This window comes from Providencia sp. PROV061, assembly GCF_011045655.1.
Taxonomy (GTDB): domain Bacteria; phylum Pseudomonadota; class Gammaproteobacteria; order Enterobacterales; family Enterobacteriaceae; genus Providencia; species Providencia hangzhouensis.
In genome coordinates this window covers 3,344,810-3,367,533 of the sequence record NZ_CP042861.1, presented here as the reverse complement: position 1 = coordinate 3,367,533, position 22,724 = coordinate 3,344,810, and the positions used below count along the sequence as shown (strand labels likewise).

Here is a 22,724-nt window from a genome sequence, read left to right as displayed (position 1 = left end):
GAGATGATATGAGAAATCAAGAAATTAGAAAGGGTGATTTAAAGTTAACTCGTAGTGATGTTTCTAATGCAATTAAAATTTTATACGTAACCAAAGAACCAAAGTTGATGTATGAATATTTGGAAAGTAAAGGAGACCGATATGCTAAATTAGCTAATAGTGTGGTTAAAGGTGATTCTCTTTCAGGTGCTTTTGCGCTTAATTATTTAGATGAAGCTATTTTAGAGCATATTGGAGTGCAAGATGAGTTTATAATTTAGCGTATTCGCTATGATATGGCAATAGCTTATGTTCAAACCCTAAAAAATAGATTTGATGATGGAAAGGATGTAATCTATGGTGATATAAATCACATAGAGGCTAAATTATTTCATAGTAGTGTATTTTCTTATTATAATCTTCCTTCTGATGCATGGACTTTAGAACCTGTATTTTTTGTGTTACCTAGAGAACAAAGAGAGAGTTATTGGCAGAGAGCTTTAAATTCTGTAGGTGATATAGAAAGTGAAACATTATTAAGTATAAATACTAAAGATATAATGTTTAGAGCATTATATGAAGCTCCAGCGCATATGCAGCCTAAAATACATAGTTGGACTAAACGAGTTCTGGATATTGATAATGTAGTAGATGGCGTGGTGGTTACAGCCAAAAAATCTTATCAAAATATTATATCTCATATAGAAGAAGATAATATGGATAGAATAAATACAATTATTTATAATACAGGAAACCCTTTAATCGATAGAGGAACAGAGCGTTTTTCATTTTGGGATTATCCTTCACAACATTTAGAACCATTTCAAGTACAAACAGATTGGCGTGGCCAAACGGAATTTACACATAAAAATTTATTATCTGAATATTATTTAGAAAGACCTGATTATATATTACCAGAAACAGGCTTATTTGATTCACCATCAGTTAATTATCAACCAGATGTTGCTCATTATGACCGTATGATTGATGATTTAAGGGGAAATATGCCATCAATAAACAACAAGTCAACACCTCCAATTAAGTATTCACATAATATGGTTGATAAATCAATATTGGAAAGCTCTTATCCAAAAGCCGAACCGAATAGACAATTAGCACCTCGTACAACAAACCTACTTGATAGGTTTAAGGATAATGAAACACCAACAAATTATTATCTAGAACGCCCGAGTGTTGTTCTTCCGGGAACGCCAGGATTTAAAGACTTCCCTACAGATACCATAAGAAATAACCATCATTTTGAAAATATGATTGGCCAGTTAAGAGACAATATGTCATCAATGAACAACTCAATGGACTCATTTGAAGATAAATACTCAATACCCTCAATGCCAAGTATACCTGAATTTAGTTATAGTGGTTATTCTTCTGGAGGATCTTTTAGTTTTAATTAATATTTAAAAAGTCTACTTATAATAAAATAAATTATTTTAGTTATTAGTAAACGAATGGTGATTACTGATGTTTGTTTTTATGTGGGCAATGTGTTTTTTACATAATTTCTTTTTAAGATTATTGGTTTCTAACTTTATGAATCACAAGGATGTATATGAATTATAAATTAATAGTTGTGCTTTCAGTTTTTTTTCTCGGTGCTTGCCAAAATCCTCAAGGAAATAATGTAAAATATAATAAAAAAAATACAATCAATTTTTGTGAAAAAAAAGGTGTTAAAACGCCACGTCTTTTCTTTATGCTACAGATGTTATACTTTTCTGAATCTAAGGATTTAATATTTGATAGAAAAAATTAGTCATTTTTAAGGGTGAAAAAGATAATAACCCAATGTTAGAATTTTTAAAGTATCCAAAAGAAGAATTTATTAAAAAATTAAGCCATGAACAGGCAATGGATTTTTATCGTGAGAATTTAAATGAAATGGGAATGTCTTATCATGCTTGGATTTTAGCAGATGTTTTAGATGTTATTAATGAGAGAAACCGAGAGGCACTATGGCAACAGTTCGTTTTTGTGATGAATAACAACGATCCTGCGAAGGAAGCTAAATTATTCATGATGCTTTGGTATGCAATGGTAAGGGAGGCTTCCAAACTACCATCAGACAAGCAAATTAAAAGCAAAAGATGGCTGGAGAAGATGAGGCGGATTTCTTTAGTCAATAAGCTAGAGAGAAAGTTAGATTTTATGTTTGAAGAAATGATTGATGATTCAAAGTTTTATAATAAAAATCGAAGGGGTTCTAATGATATCATTTAAATACAAATCTATTATTACATTAATTTTTATTTGTATAATTTTATCATGTTTAAGTCTTTTAAATAAAGGTTATGCTTTTACTGATAAAGACAATATTCAAAAGGTTAATAATTCGGATGATAAATATTTTAGTATTTTTATTTATCTAGAAAAAGAATTTTTAAATAATCATATGAAGGCACGGGGTGAGTCATTTACCAGTGAAAAACGGAGTCGGTATCAAAAAGAAGTAAAATTAGCATATGGACGAATTATGAAAAATCGGAAAGAAAGTGATAACATTCCAATTGGTGATATTACACATCAAGAATTTATTAAAATAAAAAAAGAAGCGATGTTAAATACAGGAATTCCTTATGAAGGTTGGTTATTTAAAGATGTATTTGAAGTATTATCTATAGATAAACAGAATAAAATTATAGGGAAACTATTAAATAGCTTTTCTAATAAATCACTTAATGGTGAATCAGCGTTATTTGCTAGCATTTGGCTAGACATGAAAGAAGAAGCCGCGCAATCTGCATCGATAAAACAGCAACAAAGCCAAGCTTGGCTAGAAAAAATGCGAAAGATCCCTTTAGTTATTACATTAGAAGAGACGATAAATGAAACAGAAAAATTGTTTAATGAATTCACTTACTAGGGCATATATTAATCAAAACTAGTGAGTTCTATTATGGATGGCCACTTTGCAGGTAAATGGTTTTGTGAACAAGATTAAAGTTCTAATAGCAACTATACGGTTATTGCTGTTTATTCAAGCTCCCAGCAATAACCGTTATATTTAAATAAATATAAAATTAATCCAAATAAGCTAATTCAATATTTTGGCAGCCCAATGCCTGTAATGTATTTTCGGTAACATACCAATGTTTGATAATTGCATCTTGTTTTTCAACAAACTTAGCTTGGTCGATGGCGTGAATATCTTTACCTGCAAGGTTAATCATAATTAAAGCGGCTTGTAGTGGCGGTAAACTTGGGTTGAATGCGGCATTTTCTGCGTAGCGTCCGGTAAACAGTGAGCCATCTTTTAATTGTAACGCAATTCCTGAATGGGATTGGCTATAAGGTGCATGGGATTGGTTTGCAGCCTCAATTGCTGCACTTAATAACCGGTCACGGCTTTGGTTTTTATAGCCATGGTCAACAGGGTCTAGCAGTAAAGTGGTAATATTGAGGTCAGACGGCCCAAATGAGTCGGGTAAATAGTGGTGTAGTACCGCAGGTGTGCGACCTGGTAAATTCACCATAATTTTACCACCTTCACGTAATTCATTCATAAATTGGCGGCAGTGGCCACAAGGTGTGTAATTTACAGTAATTGAGGTAATCTGCGTTTCACCTTTCATCCAAGAGTGTGTCACTGCACACTGTTCTGCATGGATCACTTGGCCCATTGATACATGGCTAAATTCCATATTGGCACCAAAATACAAGTTACCACTTGCTCCACGTGCGATTGCACCCACGTTAAAATGGGAAATAGGAGTGAGGGCATAGGCAGCAGCAAAAGGCAATAATGCAAAGGCTAACTCAGCGTCGTCTACACTTGTTTCAGCTTTAATCTGTTCAACTTGTTCCGCCGTTAACATGCCTTGAAAATCAGATTTATCAATGATAGGTCTAAGTACTGACTGTAACTTTTCTGGAAGCTCGGCCCAAGCGGCCTTAAATCTTGAATGCATGAGTTACTCTCCCTATTTTAATTGTTTTTATTCTATTCAATAATACGTAGAATTATGTGTGATAATTATCACTATTTTGGATGTAATACATGAAACATATTCTTTTGTTGTGAGATATATCTCATATTTTATCAGTGTGCGTATGAGCAAGAGGCTAATGGACTCCTCTTACTCATATGCTTTGTTTTTGGCTCAGTGAATTAAGCTTAGCTAAAAAGATGTAAAATGACAGGGAATATAAATGGGGCAATAAGTGAGGTGATAACCCCACAGGTCATTAATGCAAGGGAACTATAAGCACCTTCAATGTAATTCACTTCGGCACAGCGGGCAGTGCCTAGGGCGTGGGAAGCGGTTCCCATCGCGAGCCCTCTTGAAGCGTGGGTTCGTACACGCAGTACATCAAATAAGCTATGGCCAAACATGGCGCCTAAGATCCCAACAAACAACACGCAAGCGGCACTAATCGCAGGGATCCCACCAACAGAATCAGCGACAGCCATCGCAATAGGAGTAGTTACTGATTTAGGTAAAATAGAACCCGCGATATCTGGGGTTGCCCCCAACCATAGTGCGATGGCAGCACCGCTGAACATGGCCACTAAACTACCTGCAAAACAAATGCTTAATAAAGATTTCCACTGGGCACGAATTTGGTGCATTTGTTCGTAAAGTGGAAAAGCGAGCGCAACGACTGCGGGTTGTAGTAAATCATTGAGTATTTTGCTACCTGCAAAATAGTGCTCATAAGAGGTATTCGTGATTACTAGTAGTGCAATCAATACCGCAATAGTAATTAATAGTGGGTTTAAAATCGGTAACTTAAATGTGGTCGACAACTTACGCGCTAAATAAAACACCACAATGGTCAGCGGTAATGACCACCAAATATGTTCTAACATTATTCATTCCCCTTAGTTTTATCATTATTAATGACCGAAGAAATTGGGTCTTCGGGGGGTAAAGGAACGTCATCAGGTTGAGCCCCAACGACAGGGCGTTCCTTATGAATATAGTTGGAACTGATGGCGACAACCACCATAACGATTAAGGTACTAACTACACAGGAAACGATGATAGGAATCATTTGTTGGCTGAGTAATTCATAGTAATTCATTATGCCAACACCAATAGGAACAAACAGGATGGTCATATTTTTCAACAAAATGCTGCAACCGGGTTGTGCCCACTTCGCGGGGATAATTTGTAACGCAAGCAATATGAATAAAATTAACATGCCGACAATGCTGCCAGGGATGGAGAATGGAAGTAGTGTTGAGATAAGGTTTCCAATAATCAGGCAAAGGTAGAGTATTGCGAAAGCTCGCAAATATTGCCATCCCGTTATCAGTACCTGTTTAAATGACATGAGACTGGTCCTGTAATGTAATATCTATTCATCATACAATTAACTTTATTATTGTGCTACCGATCACAATAAAAAGCCAATAAAAAAGTGGGAAGTATTTAGCTTCCCACTTTTGATGAATAACAGACTAGAGCAAGTATGGGTTATTTAACTTGCATACCGGGTTGTGCACCACTGTCTGGGCTGAGTAAGAAGATATCTTTACCGCCAGGACCTGCTGCCATTACCATGCCTTCAGAAACACCGAAACGCATTTTACGTGGCGCGAGGTTGGCAACCATCACCGTTAAACGGCCTTCTAAAGCTTTAGGGTCTGGATAAGCGGAGCGAATACCAGAAAATACTTGGCGCGTTTCACCACCGATATCCAATTGCAATTTCAGTAGCTTGTCTGAGCCTTCAACAAAATCAGCTTGCTTGATTAATGCAATTCGCAGGTCAATTTTCGCAAAATCATCAAAAGTGATGGTTTCTTGAATTGGGTCATCGGCAAGTGGCCCCGTAAGTTGCTGTACGGGTTTGATGCTCTCTTTTGAGGCTTCAACCATCGCATCCACTTTTGCCATTTCAATGCGGTTAAACAACGCTTTAAATGGCGCAACGCTGTGGTTCAGTAATGGGGCGTTAATCGCATCCCATGATAATTCACTATTTAAGAAGGCTTCAGCACGCTTAGTAAGACCCGGTAAAACAGGTTTCAGGTACGTCATCAGAACGCGGAATAGGTTGATGCCCATCGAGCAAATATCTTGCAGTTCTTGATCTTTACCTTCTTGTTTGGCGACAACCCAAGGTGCTTTTTCATCAACATAGCGGTTTGCGATATCGGCTAATGCCATGATTTCACGGATCGCTTTGTTATATTCACGGTTGTTATAATCCTCACCGATAACTTTAGCGGCATCAACAAATTGTTGGTATAACTCTGGCTCAGCAAGGTTTGCTGATAATTTGCCATCAAAGCGTTTAGCAATAAAGCCCGCATTACGTGATGCCAAGTTAACCACTTTATTGACGATGTCGCTGTTGACGCGCTGGACGAAATCTTCCAAATTAAAATCGATGTCATCAATACGCGAAGACAGTTTTGCTGCATAGTAATAGCGCAAGCAGTCAGCATCTAAATGATCTAAATACGAACGCGCAGTAATAAATGTTCCGCGCGATTTAGACATTTTTGCCCCGTTAACCGTGACATAGCCATGAACAAACAGGTTTGTTGGTTTACGATACTGGCTACCTTCTAACATAGCAGGCCAAAACAGGCTGTGGAAATAGACGATATCTTTACCAATGAAGTGGTAAAGATCGGTTTTCGAATCTTTATTCCAAAACTCATCAAAATCAAGATCGCCGCGTTTGTCACACAGGTTTTTAAAGGAGCCCATGTAACCGATAGGCGCATCTAACCAAACATAGAAATATTTACCCGGCGCATCAGGAATTTCAAAACCGAAATAAGGCGCATCACGGGTAATATCCCATTGTTGTAGGCCTGATTCGAACCATTCTTGCATTTTGTTGGCGACTTGTTCTTGTAATGCGCCTGAGCGAGTCCACGCTTGAAGCATGTCGCTAAATGCAGGAAGATCAAAGAAAAAGTGTTCTGAATCACGCATTACAGGTGTAGCGCCAGAAATCACTGAACGTGGGTTAATCAGTTCTGTTGGGCTATAGGTTGCGCTACAGACTTCACAGTTATCACCATATTGGTCTTCGGCTTTACATTTTGGACAAGTGCCTTTAACGAAGCGATCCGGTAAGAACATGCCTTTTTCTGGGTCGAAAAGCTGTGAAATAGTACGGTTCTTAATAAAACCGTTATTTTTCAGTTTCCCGTAAATCAGCTCTGATAAAACTTTGTTTTCTTCACTGTGTGTGGAGTGGTAGTTATCATAACTAATGGCGAAACCAGCAAAATCGTTCTGATGCTCTTGGTTCACTGCCGCAATCATCTCTTCTGGCGTTACGCCAAGTTGTTGAGCTTTAAGCATGATTGGAGTTCCGTGCGCGTCATCGGCACAGATAAAGTGAACCTCTTTGCCGCGCATTCGCTGATAACGGACCCAAATATCAGCCTGAATGTGTTCCAGGATATGACCAAGATGGATTGAACCGTTAGCATAGGGTAACGCACAGGTTACCAGTAATTTATTCGCGACTTGAGACATAGTAACTTTCTTACTTCCATTATTTGAAAAGGGTCTTTGATGTTAACCGATCAAAACCATCGCTGCTAGGGGTATAAAATATTAATTGGAAATTTGTTTGAAAAAGAATTTTTACCTCTTCGTGGCTTTTCCTATCTCGATATAATAACTTTCTTCCTGTTCTCTGTTATGATTAATCTCAGTCAAAGTATATCCGCCCAATTTTCTGTAACTTATTCTAGGATATACATAGTTCAAAAATATAAATAAAGGAGCCGGGATGAACGATAAATCCCCCGAGCAGAACAAACCAGAACTGCTGACTGAACAAGTCTCCAAAGTTTTGGCTTCATTTACACACCCAACACTGCAACGTAATTTGATTTCTATCAAAGCGTTACATCATTGTGCAATGTTGGACAACGTGCTGCATGTCGAATTAGTTATGCCATTCGTTTGGAAAGGGCCGTTTCAAACTTTAATTAGCGAAAAAACTGCTGAATTAAAGCAACAAACAGGGGCTCATGCTGTTGAATGGAAACTGCGCCATGACATCACCACATTAAAACGTGCAAATGATTTGCCGGGTATTAATGGTGTTCGTAATATCTTAGCCGTCAGTTCGGGTAAAGGTGGTGTTGGTAAATCCAGTACTTCTGTGAACTTAGCGCTCGCACTGGCGCAAGAAGGGGCGAAAGTGGGGATCCTTGATGCGGATATTTACGGCCCATCAATTCCAAATATGTTAGGCACAACTTTAGAGCGCCCAACCTCCCCAGATGGTCAGCACATGGCGCCAATTATGGCGTATGGCTTGGCGACAAACTCAATCGGTTACTTAGTGACTGATGATAACGCGATGGTCTGGCGTGGCCCAATGGCAAGCAAAGCGTTGATGCAAATGTTGCAAGATACGTTATGGCCTGATTTGGATTACTTAGTTATCGATATGCCACCGGGAACAGGTGATATCCAGCTAACACTTTCTCAAAATATCCCAGTAACCGGTGCTGTTGTGGTGACGACTCCACAAGATATCGCCTTGGTCGATGCCATGAAAGGCATTGTGATGTTTAAGAAAGTCAATGTCCCAGTGCTGGGTGTTGTTGAAAATATGAGCGCACATATTTGCAGTAATTGTGGCCATGTTGAGCCAATTTTCGGTACCGGTGGTGCTGAGAAATTAGCCGAAAAATACCATACTAAATTATTGGGGCAGGTTCCTCTGCATATTTCTTTACGTGAAGACCTTGACCGTGGCCAGCCTACTGTTATGCGTGATCCTGAAGGTGAATTTGCAGATATCTACCGTGAAATTGCTTCGGGTATTTCAGCTTTGATGTATTGGGAAGGGGATAAAATCCCAACAGAGATTTCTTTCCGCGCCGTTTAATCGGTTATAGAGAAAAAAGGCTATTTAGTTTATCACTAGATAGCCTTATTTATTGTTGATACTTTTCTTTACTAAACGTGTTTTTTTAACCTTCTATTTTTCTGAATTGTTTGCGGAACATTTCTTTATTGAGTCATGTTCGCGTAGAATAACCACATCTTTTATTTAATCAGTTTTCTTTCTACCGGCAACCCGAAAAGGTGACTATGAAATTTTTAATTTTTATTGTTGTCGTGGTGCTGATCGTTATTTATTTTTATAACCGTATCGTCGCATTGCGAGAAGCTGTTATTTCGAGTGAAACAGAAATTTCAGTTCAATTAGATCGTCGTGGAAAAGTATTTGATAGCTTATTGGCAACAGTTAAAAAATATTTAAGCCATGAAAGCGAGGTGTTCAGTAAAATTACTGAGCTACGGACGCAAGCACAAACGGCGACTGGGGATAAAGCCCGTGAAGCCGAAGATGCGTTATCAAAAATGGTAACAAGTGGGGCAATTAATGTCGCGGTTGAAGCTTATCCTGAGCTAAAATCCGATGCAATTATGGCAAATTTACAAGAAGAAATCGTTTCTTCAGAAAATAAATTGTCATTTGCTAAACGTGGTTATAACCGTTCATTAGAAACTTATAATGCGTATATCGCTTCTATGCCTGCGGCACTCATTGTTGGCATTATTCCTAGCTTAAAAATTTCAAAGGAATATTGGCGTCTTGATGAAGAAACCATTAAGACTGAGGAATCACGTCGAATTAATTTTGATTAAAAGCCTTTAAACCTTTGAAGTGATAAATCATCGGGATGCCTTATGGTGTTCCGATATTTTATGAGTAGTAGATAACAGGTTACATTATGGATTTTAGAAACGTCATTCGTAAAAATAATATTCGCACACGTTTGGTGGTGATGAGCTATATTTTTTTAATGCTAATCATTGGATTACTGGCGGATATTGCAACACATCCAAATGAACAATTGGATTTGGTCGACAATGCGATGATGTTTGTGACACTTCATGAATTACCTATCGCCACTTTCATTGTTTTAGGTTTAACCTTCCTTGGGCTAATTTATATTCATTTTAGAGGCCATAAAATGATGTTAGCTGGGATGAATGCCAGAGAAATCACCCAAGAAAATGCGAATATCCCCCAAGAAAAGCAACTTTTTAATATTATTGAAGAATTAAGTTTAAGTGCCAGCTTAGGCTATATTCCTCGCTTATATATTTTAGAAACGGACGAGCCTAATGCTTTCGCAGCAGGGTGGAATAATCGTAATGCACTTGTGGGGGTGACAAGAGGCTTATTACAGACACTTAATCGGCAAGAGGTTCAAGCCGTTCTTGCTCATGAAGTTGGGCACATTATTCACGGTGATTCAAAATTAACTCTGTACGTGGGGATTTTGGCGAATGTGATTTTAACCGTGACCAATTTATTTAGTCAGATTTTTATTCGAACAGCAGGGCGCAGTCGCAATAATGCGGCGAACAAAGCGCAAATGATCCTATTAGTTCTGAATTTTGTTTTACCGTGGATAACACAAATTCTCTATTTTTATTTATCGCGTACCCGTGAATATATGGCGGATGCCGCAGCGGTTGATCTGACTTCTGATAACCAAGCGATGATCAGCGCATTGAAAAAAATATCAGGGAAGCATGAAACCCATGATTATGATGAAACGAGTACAGGCCAAGCTTACCGTAAGGCCGCTTATATTTTTAATAAGGGCGATTCTGTGTTTTCAACTCACCCTTCGATTGAAAATCGCATTGCGGTATTAGAAGGAAAAAAACAGTTTTAGTGTATAAATGACATTTTGTACGCTTTGATTTACGGCATTTCCTATCTAATGGGTGTTTTTTTAGCGAACTTTGTTGAGGTATGCTGGAACAACACGCCATTACCCCCTATAATTCCGCCAACATAACATTTTGTTGTTGTGTATTTTCATTTCTAATATTTAACCAGGTTATCATTTTATGACTGACATAGCGCATCACTGTACCATTGTAGGTATATCGGGAGCCTCTGCATCTGGCAAAAGCTTAATTGCCAGCACGTTATACCGTGAATTAAGGGAACAGGTTGGTGATCATAATATCGGTGTTATTCCAGAAGATTGTTATTACAAAGACCAAGCCGATGTCCCAATGGAAGAGCGTCTTAAAGTAAATTATGACCATCCTAACTCGATGGACCACAGCTTGCTTTATGAACATCTCAAATCACTGAAAAGTGGCCAAGCAGTAGAAATTCCGCAATACGACTATGTCGCTCATACCCGTAAACAGAAAACCATCACGTTTAAACCTAAAAAAGTTATTATCATTGAAGGTATTTTATTATTAACAGATAAGCGCTTACGTGGTGAAATGGATTTTTCTATTTTTGTCGATACGCCACTTGATATTTGCTTGATGCGCCGTATTAAACGTGATGTAAATGAAAGGGGCAGAACGCTCGACTCCGTTATTGACCAATATAATAAAACGGTTCGCCCAATGTTTTTGCAATTTATTGAGCCATCAAAGCAATATGCGGATATCATAGTCCCTCGCGGGGGAAAAAACCGTGTTGCGATTGATATCTTGAAAGCGAAAATTGGCGAATTCTGTCAAGATTAAACCGCGCAGAAATTAAAATAATGAAGGGGGAAACAACCATGCGTCTTTGTGACCGCGATATTATTCAATGGATGGATGATGGTAAATTAGTTATTAGCCCACGCCCACCAGTTGAACGAATCAATGGTGCAACTGCAGATGTTCGTTTAGGAAATCAATTCCGTGTTTTTCGAGGACACACGGCTGCATTTATTGACCTTAGTGGCCCTAAAGATGAGGTTAATGCCGCATTAGATCGCGTCATGAGTGATGAAATTGTGCTTGATGAAGATGAGCCCTTTTTCTTACACCCAGGTGAATTAGCACTTGCAGTGACGCTTGAGTCTGTTACGCTCCCTGATAACCTTGTCGGTTGGCTAGACGGGCGCTCTTCATTAGCGAGGTTAGGTTTGATGGTGCACGTAACAGCACATCGAATTGACCCCGGTTGGCATGGGCAAATCGTGCTAGAATTCTACAATTCAGGTAAATTACCGTTAGCGTTGCGTCCTGGCATGGTGATTGGCGCATTAAGTTTTGAGCCGTTATCTGGTAGTGCTGATCGCCCTTATAATAGCCGACAAGACGCTAAATATAAAAACCAACAAGGTGCTGTTGGTAGCCGTATCAGCGAAGACTGATAACCGGTGAACTTTGCGGAAATTGCGGCGTTTAATGGAGATTAAACAGGTAATTTCCGCCCATTTTCAGGGATAGGTGTGAGTTCATTTTTGTGGCGAGCGCAAGCGGAATTTAAGAGAGGGAAGGATGAAACGTTTTTTGACGACACTGATTATTTTACTCGTGGTAATTGTTGCAGGGTTAACCACACTTGTAATGTTGGTGAACCCGAATGATTTTCGTCATTATATTGTTGAACAGGTAGAGAAAAAAAGCGGTTATCAACTTGAATTCAACGGTGATATGCGTTGGCATGTATGGCCAACTTTAAGCATTATTACTGGCCCTGTTTCCCTTACTGCACCGAATGCCGCTAAACCCATACTAAGTGCAGATAATATGCGCTTAGATGTTGAATTATGGCCACTTATCTCCCATAAGCTTTCTGTTGAGCAAATTGTGATTGATGGTGCTGTTATCCGCAAAACACCGGATAGCGAAATTCAAACTCACCGTAATGCTCCTGTCGCGCCAGGTGGTGTGCCTACATCCTCCCCTTTACCAGAGAAAAATAGCTGGTTATTAGATATAGAAAAAATTAATATTTCTAATAGCTTAGTGATTTGGCAAACATCTAAAGATGAGTTTAACCTACGTAACATTGATTTATCACTGAAGAAAAGTGATAAAAAACAGGTCGCCGTTAAATTCAGTGGAAATCTAAATAAAAACCAACAAGAGTTTGTATTTAATCTACGTGCAGATATCGATTTATCGGATATTAATCAAAAGATTAGTGGGAAATTAACGCAATTTGATTATAAATTGAGTGGTGTTGATTTGCCTGAAAGTGGAATTGAAGGGCAAATAGCAAGTGATTTTCTATACACCAAAGGGAAAGTAGAAAGTGCCAGTTTAAGCCATTTGGTGATAACGGCTAATGAAAGTGCCCTGTCAGGCGATGCCAGTATACAATTAGCCGATACCCCCAAAATAATGGTCAATTTAGTGGCCGAAAAATTAGATTTAGATAACTTACTGGGTACTGTGCCTAGCAGTACCCGTATCGAATCAGAGGTGAATAATAACCGTGTTGGTGTTAAACCGGTTATTTCTGGTGCAAATCCTCAACAATATGATTTATCTGGCTTGCAGGCATTTTCCGCCAATATCAATTTAGCCATTAACCAGTTAATCTATCGTGGAATGATGGTTAGTGACGTAGTTTTTGAGGCACAAAACCAAACACCTCGTTTGACGGTTTCAAAATTACAGGGTAAGGCATTTGGTGGTGCCTTCTCATTACCAGTGACATTTAATTACAGTTCAACGCCGGCATACGTTTCCGCAAGGCCGGATTTTAAAAATATCGACCTAACACCACTATTAAAAGCCTTCAATATGCCACAAAAATTAAGTGGGGTAATTTCGTTAAATGCTGCGTTATCAGGCGTGGGTTATGATGATTATGCAGTAAAAAATCAATGGCAGGGGCCTGTCAATTTTGAGCTAAGAAATGCAAAATTGCAGGGGGTGAATATTCCTTTATTAATTCAGCAATCCGTTTCCAGAGTAACCAATAAAATTAATGCACCAGTGAATACGGGTAACGTCACTGAGGTTGATTCTTTCATTGTGGCAGGTAAATTAAATAAAGGTAATTTGAATATTTCCTCTATGAATGCAACGTCATCCTTAGTTAACATTAGTGGGCAAGGTCGTATAAATATCCCTAATGAAACTATTGATGTCAATTTAGGTGTTAATATTGCTAACGGCTGGGGCGGTGATTCACGTTTAGTCCAGCAATTGCAAGCGATGACCATTCCACTGCGTATTTATGGTAGTTGGAATAATTTAAAATACCAATTAGATGTGGAAAAACTACTGCGTGATGAGTTACGAACTCAAGCCAAAGAAGCCCTTGGTAATTTTTTAAAGAAAGAAGAAAATAAAGGGCTTAATGATTTATTGAATGCATTGTAACGATATATGTCATCATGGAGCCACCTAAAACAGGTGACTCCACTTAATATTTATGGTTCAAATTTGGATGGGGTTTTGTTCCCCTCCCTTAAATCAGCCGCTTTTTGCATATTATCAAGATGAGCTTGGTTACCTCTACTAACATTAAACTTATTGTTACTTTCTGTCTTACTCATCTTTTCAGTGATTGTTGATAATTTAGTCTCTAGCTTAGTGATTGTTTTTTGCTTTGAACTATTGTGTTTATATGATGAGGAATCTAGTTTATCCTGATACGATTTAACGGATGCCGTTAGTCTATCTAGCTGTGACTTTAACTCTTTGATAGAATCATTTTGGAAAGGTCCTGATGCTTTGTCACTTAGAATATTACTTAGCTTCGATTTAATGTGACTTAATCCAGTAGTAATATCTTTATTCAGCTTAGTAATCTCTTTTTTATGGACTATTTTTTCTGAAGTTGCCACAGGGCATTTTTGATTATGATTACTAACGCTACTCGTGTTTCCACTTACACCTTTTGATGAGTTATTTATTTTTACATTCTGACTAGTATTATTTGGTTGATTGCTAATGATATACATAATATGACCTTTATTAAAGTTAATTGTATTTTATTGGTCGAATTATTCAGTGTTTCAATGCTATTTTCTTTAATAAAACGCTACTGTTTTTATTGTTAACGGGTAAAGAGATAACATCTGCGGTTTTTAGACAAAAAAATACCGACTCTATAGGCCGGTATTGTAGTAAAGAAATAAAACTAATTAATCATCTTCAAATTCATAGCCATCACCTTCAGGGGCAGGTGGCGTGATTAACACTTTATTGACTCGGTGGCTATTGACTTCCAGTGGTTGGAAAATACAACCATTGATAGTGACTTGCTCTCCCACTTCAGGAACACGTTGTAAGTGTTCCATTAAAAGACCCGCAATCGTTTCATACTCACGTTTATCGTCTAATTCCATAGGGATAAACATGATCAGGTCTTCAAGTGGCATAAAGCCGTTGGCAATCCAAGTACCATCATCCAGTTTTTGAATGTCGTGGCGTGAGTCATTTTCTTCATCACCAACCGGCAAGTTACCTGCGATCGTTTCCATTACATCGGTCAATGTCACGATACCTTCGATAGAACCAAACTCATCCACAACAAAGGCAAAGTGAGTATGCGCCTTACGAAACTGCTCTAACGCTTTTAACAGAGACAACCCTTCTGGGAATATCAATGGTTGGGTAATCAATGCACGTAAGTTTAATGGTTGGCCTTTTAATTGCTGTTTAACCAAATCCATTACATGTACTACCCCAACAGGTTCATCACTGATAGTTTCATCAATGACCACTAAACGCGAGTGTGGGTTTTTCTCCATTAATTGCAGTAAATCTGAAGATGATTTATTAATGTCGAGATAATCCACATCATGGCGTGAAGTCATAATGCTTTCTACGTTACGTTGTGCCATACCGAGCACTCGAGCAATCATCAAGCGCTCTTGTGGGTCAAAAACCGATTGATTATCAGCGATAAGGTCAGAAGTGTGCGGGTCTAATTCCCCACGCTCATTATTACCGCTAAGAATACGTAAGACCGCTTCTGCCGTACGTTCACGTAGTGGACGTGAGCCTTTAAGGAACTTACGACGGTTAAATTGGGCAAATTGATTTAGGACTTCAATCATGATAGAGAAGCCAATTGCAGCGTATAAGTAACCTTTCGGTATGGCATAGCCAAACCCTTCGGCAACTAAGCTGAAACCAATCATCAGTAAGAAGCTTAAACACAGTATGACAATGGTTGGGTGCTGGTTAACAAAGCTAGTTAACGGTTTACTTGCCCAAATCATTAATACCATAGCAATGGTTACAGCGGCAATCATTACGCCGATATGGTCAACCATGCCGACAGCGGTGATCACGGAGTCCAGTGAGAATACGGCATCAAGAACAATAATTTGTGCAACAACAGCCCAGAAATTCGATGTCTTTCTTTGAGTATTGGTGTGTTCGTCTTTCCCCTCCAACCGCTCGTTTAGTTCCATTGTGGCTTTAAACAAGAGGAATAGACCACCCACCAACATGATTAAATCTCGAGCACTAAAAGGATGCTCAAAGAGAGTTAATATTGGTTTCGTGAGGGTAATGAGCCATGACAAGCTAAATAGAAGCACAACACGCATAATCAGGGCTAATAAAAGTCCAGTTACACGGGCTCTATCACGCAGCTTTGGCGGGAGCTTATCTGCCAGAATGGCGATGAAGACGAGGTTATCAATACCAAGAACGATTTCTAGAACGATAAGGGTAGCGAGGCCCGCCCAAATCGAAGGATCTGCGATCCATTCCATACAGTTTGTTTTACCTTCTGATATGACGGCTTATACCGACGAATGAATAATGCGGTTTGTTGAATGAAATATCAATAAAAAATCACGCTAATTGGACAATTCTTGACAAAAATGGCCTTGTATACGTCATCGATTGCATCAATAACTACCATGCTGCCCAATCCTAGGTTAATATGTGATCCCGTTAACAGAATGTCAGCACGGTCGAGGCTGACTTGGTCCTAATCAGACAGGAGTTGTTCATGTCAAAGCAGCAGATTGGTGTTGTCGGAATGGCAGTCATGGGGCGTAACCTTGCGCTCAATATTGAAAGCCGCGGTTACTCAGTGTCTATCTTTAACCGTTCTAAAGATAAAACAGACGAAGTGATTGCCGAAAATCCAGGGAAAAAATTAGTTCCCAACTATACAATTGAAGAGTTTGTTGACTCTCTGGAAAAACCTCGCCGCATCTTGTTGATGGTTAAAGCGGGTGAAGCTACGGACAAAACCATTGCCTCACTGACTCCTCATCTGGACAAAGGGGATATCTTAATTGACGGCGGTAATACCTTATTCACTGATACTATCCGTCGTAATCGTGAATTATCCGAGCAAGGTTTTAATTTCATCGGTACTGGTGTTTCAGGTGGTGAAGAAGGCGCACTGAAAGGCCCTTCAATTATGCCGGGCGGGCAAAAAGAAGCTTATGAATTAGTTGCGCCAATCTTAAAAGAAATCGCAGCACAGGCTGAAGGCGAACCTTGTGTGACCTATATTGGTGCAGATGGTGCGGGCCACTATGTGAAAATGGTTCACAACGGTATTGAATACGGTGATATGCAATTAATCGCAGAAGCCTATTCATTATTAAAAGGTTCTTTGAACCTGAGCAACGAAGAGTTAGCAGGTATCTTTGCTGAGTGGAATAAAGGTGAGCTGAGCAGCTATTTAATTGAAATTACAGCAGATATTTTCAAGAAAAAAGATGAAGATGGTAAATATCTCGTTGATGTGATCCTTGATGAAGCGGCTAATAAAGGTACAGGTAAATGGACTAGCCAGAGTGCGCTGGATTTAGGTATTCCTCTGACTTTAATTACTGAATCTGTATTTGCGCGTTATATTTCTTTCTTAAAAGATCAGCGCGTTGCGGCATCTAAAGTATTAACCGGTCCAACCCTAAAAGCTGTTGAAGGTGATAAAAAAGACTTTATTGAAAAAGTTCGCCGTGCACTGTATTTAGGTAAAATTGTGTCTTATGCGCAAGGCTTCCAACAACTGAAAGCAGCATCAGAAGAATATAATTGGGATTTAAACTACGGTGAAATCGCAAAAATCTTCCGTGCAGGTTGTATCATTCGTGCTCAGTTCCTGCAAAAAATTACCGATGCGTATAACCAAGATGCGAAAATTGCTAACTTGCTGTTAGCGCCATATTTCAAGCAAATCGCTGACGAATACCAGCAAGCACTGCGTGATGTTGTCTGCTATGGCGTACAAAATGGTATCCCAACACCGACATTCTCAGCGGCTATCTCTTATTATGATAGCTACCGTTCAGCGGTGTTGCCTGCAAACTTGATCCAAGCGCAACGTGACTACTTCGGTGCTCACACTTATAAACGTACGGATAAAGACGGTGTTTTCCACACTGAGTGGATGGAATAAAATTCGTTATCATTAATTTTTGATAACACAAAAGGCGCTAGGTTTAGCGCCTTTTTTGACTTTGAAGAGCCGTAAAATATTTAATTTATTATTATAAGTAAATCATTAATTCGACGGTGGCTTTAGCTTTTCTATAATTTATTGCATCTCATATTTTAAAAATTAACTTTATCGAGTCTGGGCATGGTTTATGCGTAATTTTCTTATCTTATTACTTTTATTGGTATTACTTGGTCCATTAGGGATTGATTTATATTTACCAACAATACCTGATATTGCGAAGGATTTAGGAAGCAGTGAGTCGGTGATCCAGTCAACGATAGCATTGTTCATTCTTGTTCTGGGGCTAGGGCAATTGATTTCGGGCCCATTAGTCGATAGATATGGACGAAAACCTATCGCGATTTTGGGCATGGTGTTGTACATCATTGGTGCTGGTGTTGCCATTGTAGCAACAACACCCACAGTATTTATTGCCTCGCGTTTATTGCAAGGGGTTGCAGTCTGTTGTACTTCGGTGGTGGCATTTAGCTGTGTACGTGACCGAATGAATGGCACAGAAGCGGCCCGCGCTTTTGGTTTTTTAAATGGAACATTGAATATTGTTCCTGCGTTAGCTCCGCTGCTCGGAGGCCTGTTAGCAGAAGCGTGGGGCTGGCGAGCACCGTTCTGGTTTCTTGCTTTGTATGCATTAGTCATATTAGTGTTAATTGCAGCTTTTTTACCGGAGACACGTCCGGCTAATTTACCTAAAGCAAAAGTTATTCCGCTGAAAACTTATTGGCGAATTTTGGGGAATCATCAATTTATTATTTTTGCCTTAGTGAACGCAGGCACGATGGGTATGGCATTAACATATGTGTCACTTGCACCAACTGTGTTGATGGGGGATGCCCAGTTAACTCCGCTCGCGTTTTCTATAGTATTTGGTGTTAATGGTTTTTGGATCATGTTTGCCAGTTATATCGCTAATTATTTTATTCATAAAATAGGGCGACCAACCTGTTTATTGGTTGGTAGTTCAATGATGGCACTTGGCTGCTTAGGATTATTGCTAGGTTTTGTCGTATTGCCGATAGAAATACAAAGCCATTGGTTAGTCTATATGTTACCTGTCGCTTGTGCTTGTACAGGGCTGGCCTTTATGATGGGAACGGCAACCAGTTATGCTTTAGAACCGTTTGGTAATGAAGCAGGCACTGCATCTGCCTTAGTGGGTTTTGTTCAAATGGCAGGGGGAGCAACTCTCGGACTCTGTGCAATCAGTTTGCCTATCGCACCAAAAATATCATTAGCATTAGTTATGCTGGTTGGCTGTTTGTTTGGATTGCTTGCAAGAAAAAAGAGCTTATCTCTTGTTAAATCAATATAGAGTAGACCGTTTGAAGATTTTATTTTTCATTATGTCGTATATAGTTATCACTAATTAATTTAGTAATTAGTGATAACTTAGATAAAATTATGCAATATCACCATTAATCGTTGTTAGGAGTCTATTCTTCTTTATTTCAATTTCTCTAGAATGGACAATTTTATTATTAATATAAAGATTAGCTTTTATGGGGTTTAAACTTCGCTCAATATTAACATGAAATTTATTCATCATCTCTTCATTTGAACGGAAGTTATGAAGTTGGTACTGGCTTATTGTCCCATCTTCAAAAATAACCTCTAAATATGGCATTTGAGTGTCTATATTTTTATCATGGCTATAAACCATGCCATAAGAACCATATAAAGAAGGGTAGATATAGCTATCAATTACATCTTTAGGGTCATAGAACCCCATTAAGGTCACAACAGGTACTCCTTGTTTATAGGGAACTTTATAGAGGATTGTTTCATTGTTATCTTTTCGATTCCAAGTGTAGCCATCTGAAATATAACAAATTGAATCATTTTTTTTAATTAATTCAATCTTGTTGTTAATATGAAGCTCACTATTGTAATCCGCGACTGATTCTATTCTTAAAATAGCACCCTTATTACTTTCATTTGCTAATGGAATGTTGATTTTTATGGCATGATAACCATTTCCATTATGAATAATAACGTTTTTGTTTTTTTTCAATAGTGAATTTAAATCGTTAGCTGTAATATCTGAACCATTTATTGCAGTAAACTCGATGGCGTTATATTGTGATAGTTCTAAATATGCATCTACCATCTCTTTTATTTCTGGATCCCATTTTTTATATCCTGTTTTTGATTTTTCACTAAATACATGCTGATTTTCAAATCTATTTTGAATTTCAATAAAAGAATTAGGTGTATAAGCGGTGTAAACGTTGTAACGCGCATCATAAGCTTCACCTCCATTCATTCCATCATGATTTAATGTACCATTTTTATACATATTTGGAATAAAATAGTTATTATCTGAATCCCACAGCCAGGTTGAATTTTTTTTATTTGCAGCTGCATGGGAGCCGCCTTCAACTCCCCCGTGATGATCACCTAAACCAAAATTGTGACCGAATTCATGGCTGATCTCATTATTATCTGTACTATATAATGTAGCTTTACCTCTACCACCAGACCAGCCGTGAACGACTCTACCATTTTTATACATTCCGACAGAGTTATAGGCAGTTATTTGGGGAGTTAGAACAAAGGAATCAGTGTCCGGAGCAGAACTATTTACACCATAATTTGCAGTGTTAACACCATCAGCATAAAAAGATTTAGTGATCAACTCTCTCATGCTGCCACTATGGCCTCCTCCCTCATCCGGTGCATTTTCTGTAAAAACTTGGCCATCAGGCATGACTACTTTTAACAAATGGATGGGTTCGTAGCGAGAAACAATTAGTTTACTGACTGGAACCGTTTGATAATATTGGCGATTTAGTTCGAATTTATTTAGGAAAAGATGTTCATTTCTTGGTGGTGTAAGTAACCCGATGTCAAAAGTATTAATGAGTAATTCATTTGGGGCACCTACATCAATGTTAGATAATGTACTTTTCTGACCTTGATAATTAAATTCAAGTTTTATTTCTGGATGGATATATTCTTTTGGGATTTTAGTAGACCATGTTTTATCTATGTATTCCAAGTTGCTAATGAAATTTTCTTTGTTATTCTGATTAATAGGGATCCATTTTTTATCTAAATCATAGACAAAAAGGACGTTTTCACCTGTTTGTAACTTTATAGTGTTTTTTCCATAATGAATGTAACTGTTATACGATGCATTAGAGCTAAACAGTATTTTCTTATTATGGAATGCATCATTTTTATTTAATGTGAAGTCACGACTCCAATTACCATCACTAGTCAATATTTTTATTGAGTCATTATTCTTTATTAGATTATTTAAATAATTTCTTTTTTTCGAAGCCTCAATGATTAATTCATTTTCATCTAAAGTTATATCAAATTTATTAGGGTATGAGTTGTTGATTTTTGATGTGTGACTAGAATAAATAGGGATGTTTTTCCATTTGCCATTTGAATTACAATGGAATAATAATACACTGTCTTTTTTTAGCTCGAAAACTTTATTTGTAGTGTGGATGAATGTTGACTCTTTAGCTTCTGATGTGAAAATAATTTTCTTAGATGCGAAATTTTTATTCTGTTTTAGTGTGAATTTTTTGATTCTATCATAATCCATTTTCATTATTTTTATGGTGGAGTTTTGTTCTAGAATTTCCTCAAAAAAATCTGCATCTACTTTTTCCCCATCGATATCTGGTAGGTTGCCAATTTCAATATCAATAATTGGAAGAGTGTTTGAGTTTACTTTTTTAGGGGGAGTGTAATATTTTATTTCTTTAATATCATGTTTTGTTAGCCAATATCCATTTTCATCACATATAAAACGAGTGGATGATTTTGAAGGTAATATAGAAGTGTTATTGCCATAATTAACTTCAATATCGTTATTGTCAGTGTTGTGTAATGTTATAGTTTTACCTTTATATTTGATGCTGTTATTTAGAATGAAAGGTGTTTTTATATTGTTATGATTAAGTTTCAAATTTATTTTGTTATTATCTAAAATTGTTTCGTGTAAGTAATTTTGATTTTTGGATATTTCAATTAATTCACTATTAGATCTCATGACAAGGTCGAAATTTACCGGTGATTTGAAATCACGAGGTAATAAATTAGTTTCTCTTATACTATTATTTGCAATTTTTGGTAGTTTAGATGGGGAAGATAGTGGTTTTTGCATGATTAAATTATGATTTTTATCATAAATATTTAATTGAATTGGATTTTCTTCTGGAATATGAGTATGCGGTTTAAACATAATTAAAGTCTTACGTTCCTTAACTAGTTTTGGCTTACTATCTCCATCTATATGGAGTTTAGATGGAATAATATTAGCTTGGGCGAAAAATACATTTCCTTTTAATTCACCATCTACATCACTAGAGTGCTGGTTGTTATTAAAGTAATGATTGGTTTTCCCATTTTCAAAAAATGAGAGATTACCGAAGGATTTGTTTATTTCTGTTATTAAATGCCAATAATCTAGAATGGAGTTAGACTTATTTATAGTATCTATATAATAATCATTGTTTCCTATTGATAAAATATGGCTTTTTAAACTATTAATCAATAATGATGGTGAAGTCGTACTTAAGTTTTTATTTGGCATAAAGTATTATCTTATCTATTTGTTGTTTCGTAGAAGCTGGTCAAATTTTTAGTTGATGGTAAGATAAAATATCTTT

At 37.6% G+C, this 22,724-nt stretch carries 20 protein-coding genes; 13 read left to right on the top strand and 7 right to left on the bottom strand.

Going from position 1 to position 22,724, the window contains the following annotated elements; translation table 11 throughout:
• Window positions 1-8 precede the first annotated feature (8 nt).
• The 5 genes from FVA72_RS15505 to FVA72_RS15485 all read left to right on the top strand — a co-directional run bounded on the left by FVA72_RS15505 (window position 9) and on the right by FVA72_RS15485 (window position 2,860).
• On the top strand, window positions 9-260 hold the full coding sequence (locus FVA72_RS15505; RefSeq protein WP_004256523.1) for a hypothetical protein: 252 nt from the start codon (window positions 9-11) through the stop codon (window positions 258-260).
• A gap of 15 nt (window positions 261-275) precedes the next feature.
• On the top strand, window positions 276-1,394 hold the full coding sequence (locus FVA72_RS15500; protein ID WP_110591373.1) for a serine protease: 1,119 nt from the start codon (window positions 276-278) through the stop codon (window positions 1,392-1,394).
• Window positions 1,395-1,549: 155 nt separating this feature from the next.
• On the top strand, window positions 1,550-1,753 hold the full coding sequence (locus FVA72_RS15495) for a hypothetical protein (protein WP_110591374.1): 204 nt from the start codon (window positions 1,550-1,552) through the stop codon (window positions 1,751-1,753).
• Window positions 1,754-1,785: 32 nt separating this feature from the next.
• Window positions 1,786-2,217 (top strand): hypothetical protein, encoded by a 432-nt coding sequence (locus FVA72_RS15490; RefSeq protein ID WP_110591375.1) that lies wholly within the window; start codon window positions 1,786-1,788, stop codon window positions 2,215-2,217.
• Window positions 2,204-2,860 (top strand): hypothetical protein, encoded by a 657-nt coding sequence (locus tag FVA72_RS15485; RefSeq protein WP_096864136.1) that lies wholly within the window; start codon window positions 2,204-2,206, stop codon window positions 2,858-2,860. The genes FVA72_RS15490 and FVA72_RS15485 overlap by 14 nt, the downstream gene beginning before the upstream one ends.
• Before the next feature lie 157 nt (window positions 2,861-3,017).
• Here FVA72_RS15485 and cdd read toward each other — a convergent pair whose 3' ends face one another.
• The 4 genes from cdd to metG all read right to left on the bottom strand — a co-directional run bounded on the left by cdd (window position 3,018) and on the right by metG (window position 7,445).
• Window positions 3,018-3,905 carry a cytidine deaminase gene (cdd, locus tag FVA72_RS15480; RefSeq protein ID WP_096864137.1) on the bottom strand — a complete coding sequence of 296 codons (888 nt, stop codon included), beginning with the start codon at window positions 3,903-3,905 and terminating at the stop codon, window positions 3,018-3,020.
• Between the two features lie 206 nt (window positions 3,906-4,111).
• A complete protein-coding gene (locus tag FVA72_RS15475; RefSeq protein ID WP_004256514.1) occupies window positions 4,112-4,807 on the bottom strand; it encodes a CidB/LrgB family autolysis modulator in 696 nt (231 codons plus the stop codon).
• Window positions 4,807-5,274, bottom strand: coding sequence for a CidA/LrgA family protein (locus FVA72_RS15470; RefSeq protein ID WP_096864138.1), 468 nt, complete (start codon window positions 5,272-5,274; stop codon window positions 4,807-4,809). Before FVA72_RS15470 ends, FVA72_RS15475 begins: the two co-directional genes overlap by 1 nt.
• Window positions 5,275-5,417: 143 nt before the next feature.
• Window positions 5,418-7,445, bottom strand: a complete 2,028-nt coding sequence (metG, locus tag FVA72_RS15465) for a methionine--tRNA ligase (RefSeq protein WP_110591376.1) — start codon at window positions 7,443-7,445, stop codon at window positions 5,418-5,420.
• 259 nt (window positions 7,446-7,704) lie between these two features.
• On the opposite strand from metG, the gene apbC reads away from it, so the two are divergent.
• The 6 genes from apbC (at window position 7,705) to asmA (ending at window position 14,036) form a co-directional block, all read left to right on the top strand.
• On the top strand, window positions 7,705-8,817 hold the full coding sequence (apbC, locus tag FVA72_RS15460) for an iron-sulfur cluster carrier protein ApbC (protein WP_004256506.1): 1,113 nt from the start codon (window positions 7,705-7,707) through the stop codon (window positions 8,815-8,817).
• 206 nt (window positions 8,818-9,023) lie between these two features.
• Complete coding sequence (locus FVA72_RS15455; protein ID WP_004256501.1) at window positions 9,024-9,584, top strand: LemA family protein; 561 nt, start codon at window positions 9,024-9,026, stop codon at window positions 9,582-9,584.
• 86 nt (window positions 9,585-9,670) lie between these two features.
• A complete protein-coding gene (gene htpX / locus FVA72_RS15450; RefSeq protein ID WP_110591377.1) occupies window positions 9,671-10,627 on the top strand; it encodes a zinc metalloprotease HtpX in 957 nt (318 codons plus the stop codon).
• A gap of 178 nt (window positions 10,628-10,805) precedes the next feature.
• Complete coding sequence (udk, locus tag FVA72_RS15445; protein ID WP_004256495.1) at window positions 10,806-11,450, top strand: uridine kinase; 645 nt, start codon at window positions 10,806-10,808, stop codon at window positions 11,448-11,450.
• Window positions 11,451-11,488: 38 nt separating this feature from the next.
• Complete coding sequence (gene dcd, locus FVA72_RS15440; RefSeq protein WP_004909269.1) at window positions 11,489-12,070, top strand: dCTP deaminase; 582 nt, start codon at window positions 11,489-11,491, stop codon at window positions 12,068-12,070.
• 127 nt (window positions 12,071-12,197) lie between these two features.
• Window positions 12,198-14,036 (top strand): outer membrane assembly protein AsmA, encoded by a 1,839-nt coding sequence (gene asmA / locus FVA72_RS15435; RefSeq protein ID WP_110591378.1) that lies wholly within the window; start codon window positions 12,198-12,200, stop codon window positions 14,034-14,036.
• A gap of 50 nt (window positions 14,037-14,086) precedes the next feature.
• On the opposite strand, the gene FVA72_RS15430 is transcribed toward asmA, so the two are convergent.
• A complete protein-coding gene (locus FVA72_RS15430; protein ID WP_110591379.1) occupies window positions 14,087-14,620 on the bottom strand; it encodes a hypothetical protein in 534 nt (177 codons plus the stop codon).
• Window positions 14,621-14,803: 183 nt separating this feature from the next.
• Complete coding sequence (locus tag FVA72_RS15425) at window positions 14,804-16,387, bottom strand: TerC family protein (RefSeq protein ID WP_004256484.1); 1,584 nt, start codon at window positions 16,385-16,387, stop codon at window positions 14,804-14,806.
• Window positions 16,388-16,629: 242 nt separating this feature from the next.
• Between FVA72_RS15425 and gndA the strand changes: the two genes are divergently transcribed.
• On the top strand, window positions 16,630-18,036 hold the full coding sequence (gene gndA, locus FVA72_RS15420) for an NADP-dependent phosphogluconate dehydrogenase (protein ID WP_004256481.1): 1,407 nt from the start codon (window positions 16,630-16,632) through the stop codon (window positions 18,034-18,036).
• Between the two features lie 190 nt (window positions 18,037-18,226).
• Window positions 18,227-19,408, top strand: a complete 1,182-nt coding sequence (locus FVA72_RS15415) for a multidrug effflux MFS transporter (RefSeq protein WP_004256478.1) — start codon at window positions 18,227-18,229, stop codon at window positions 19,406-19,408.
• An 87-nt stretch (window positions 19,409-19,495) separates the two neighbouring features.
• Here the strand turns inward: FVA72_RS15415 and FVA72_RS15410 are convergent, their stop codons facing one another.
• Window positions 19,496-22,648 carry a M66 family metalloprotease gene (locus FVA72_RS15410; protein ID WP_110591380.1) on the bottom strand — a complete coding sequence of 1,051 codons (3,153 nt, stop codon included), beginning with the start codon at window positions 22,646-22,648 and terminating at the stop codon, window positions 19,496-19,498.
• Window positions 22,649-22,724: the final 76 nt, after the last annotated feature.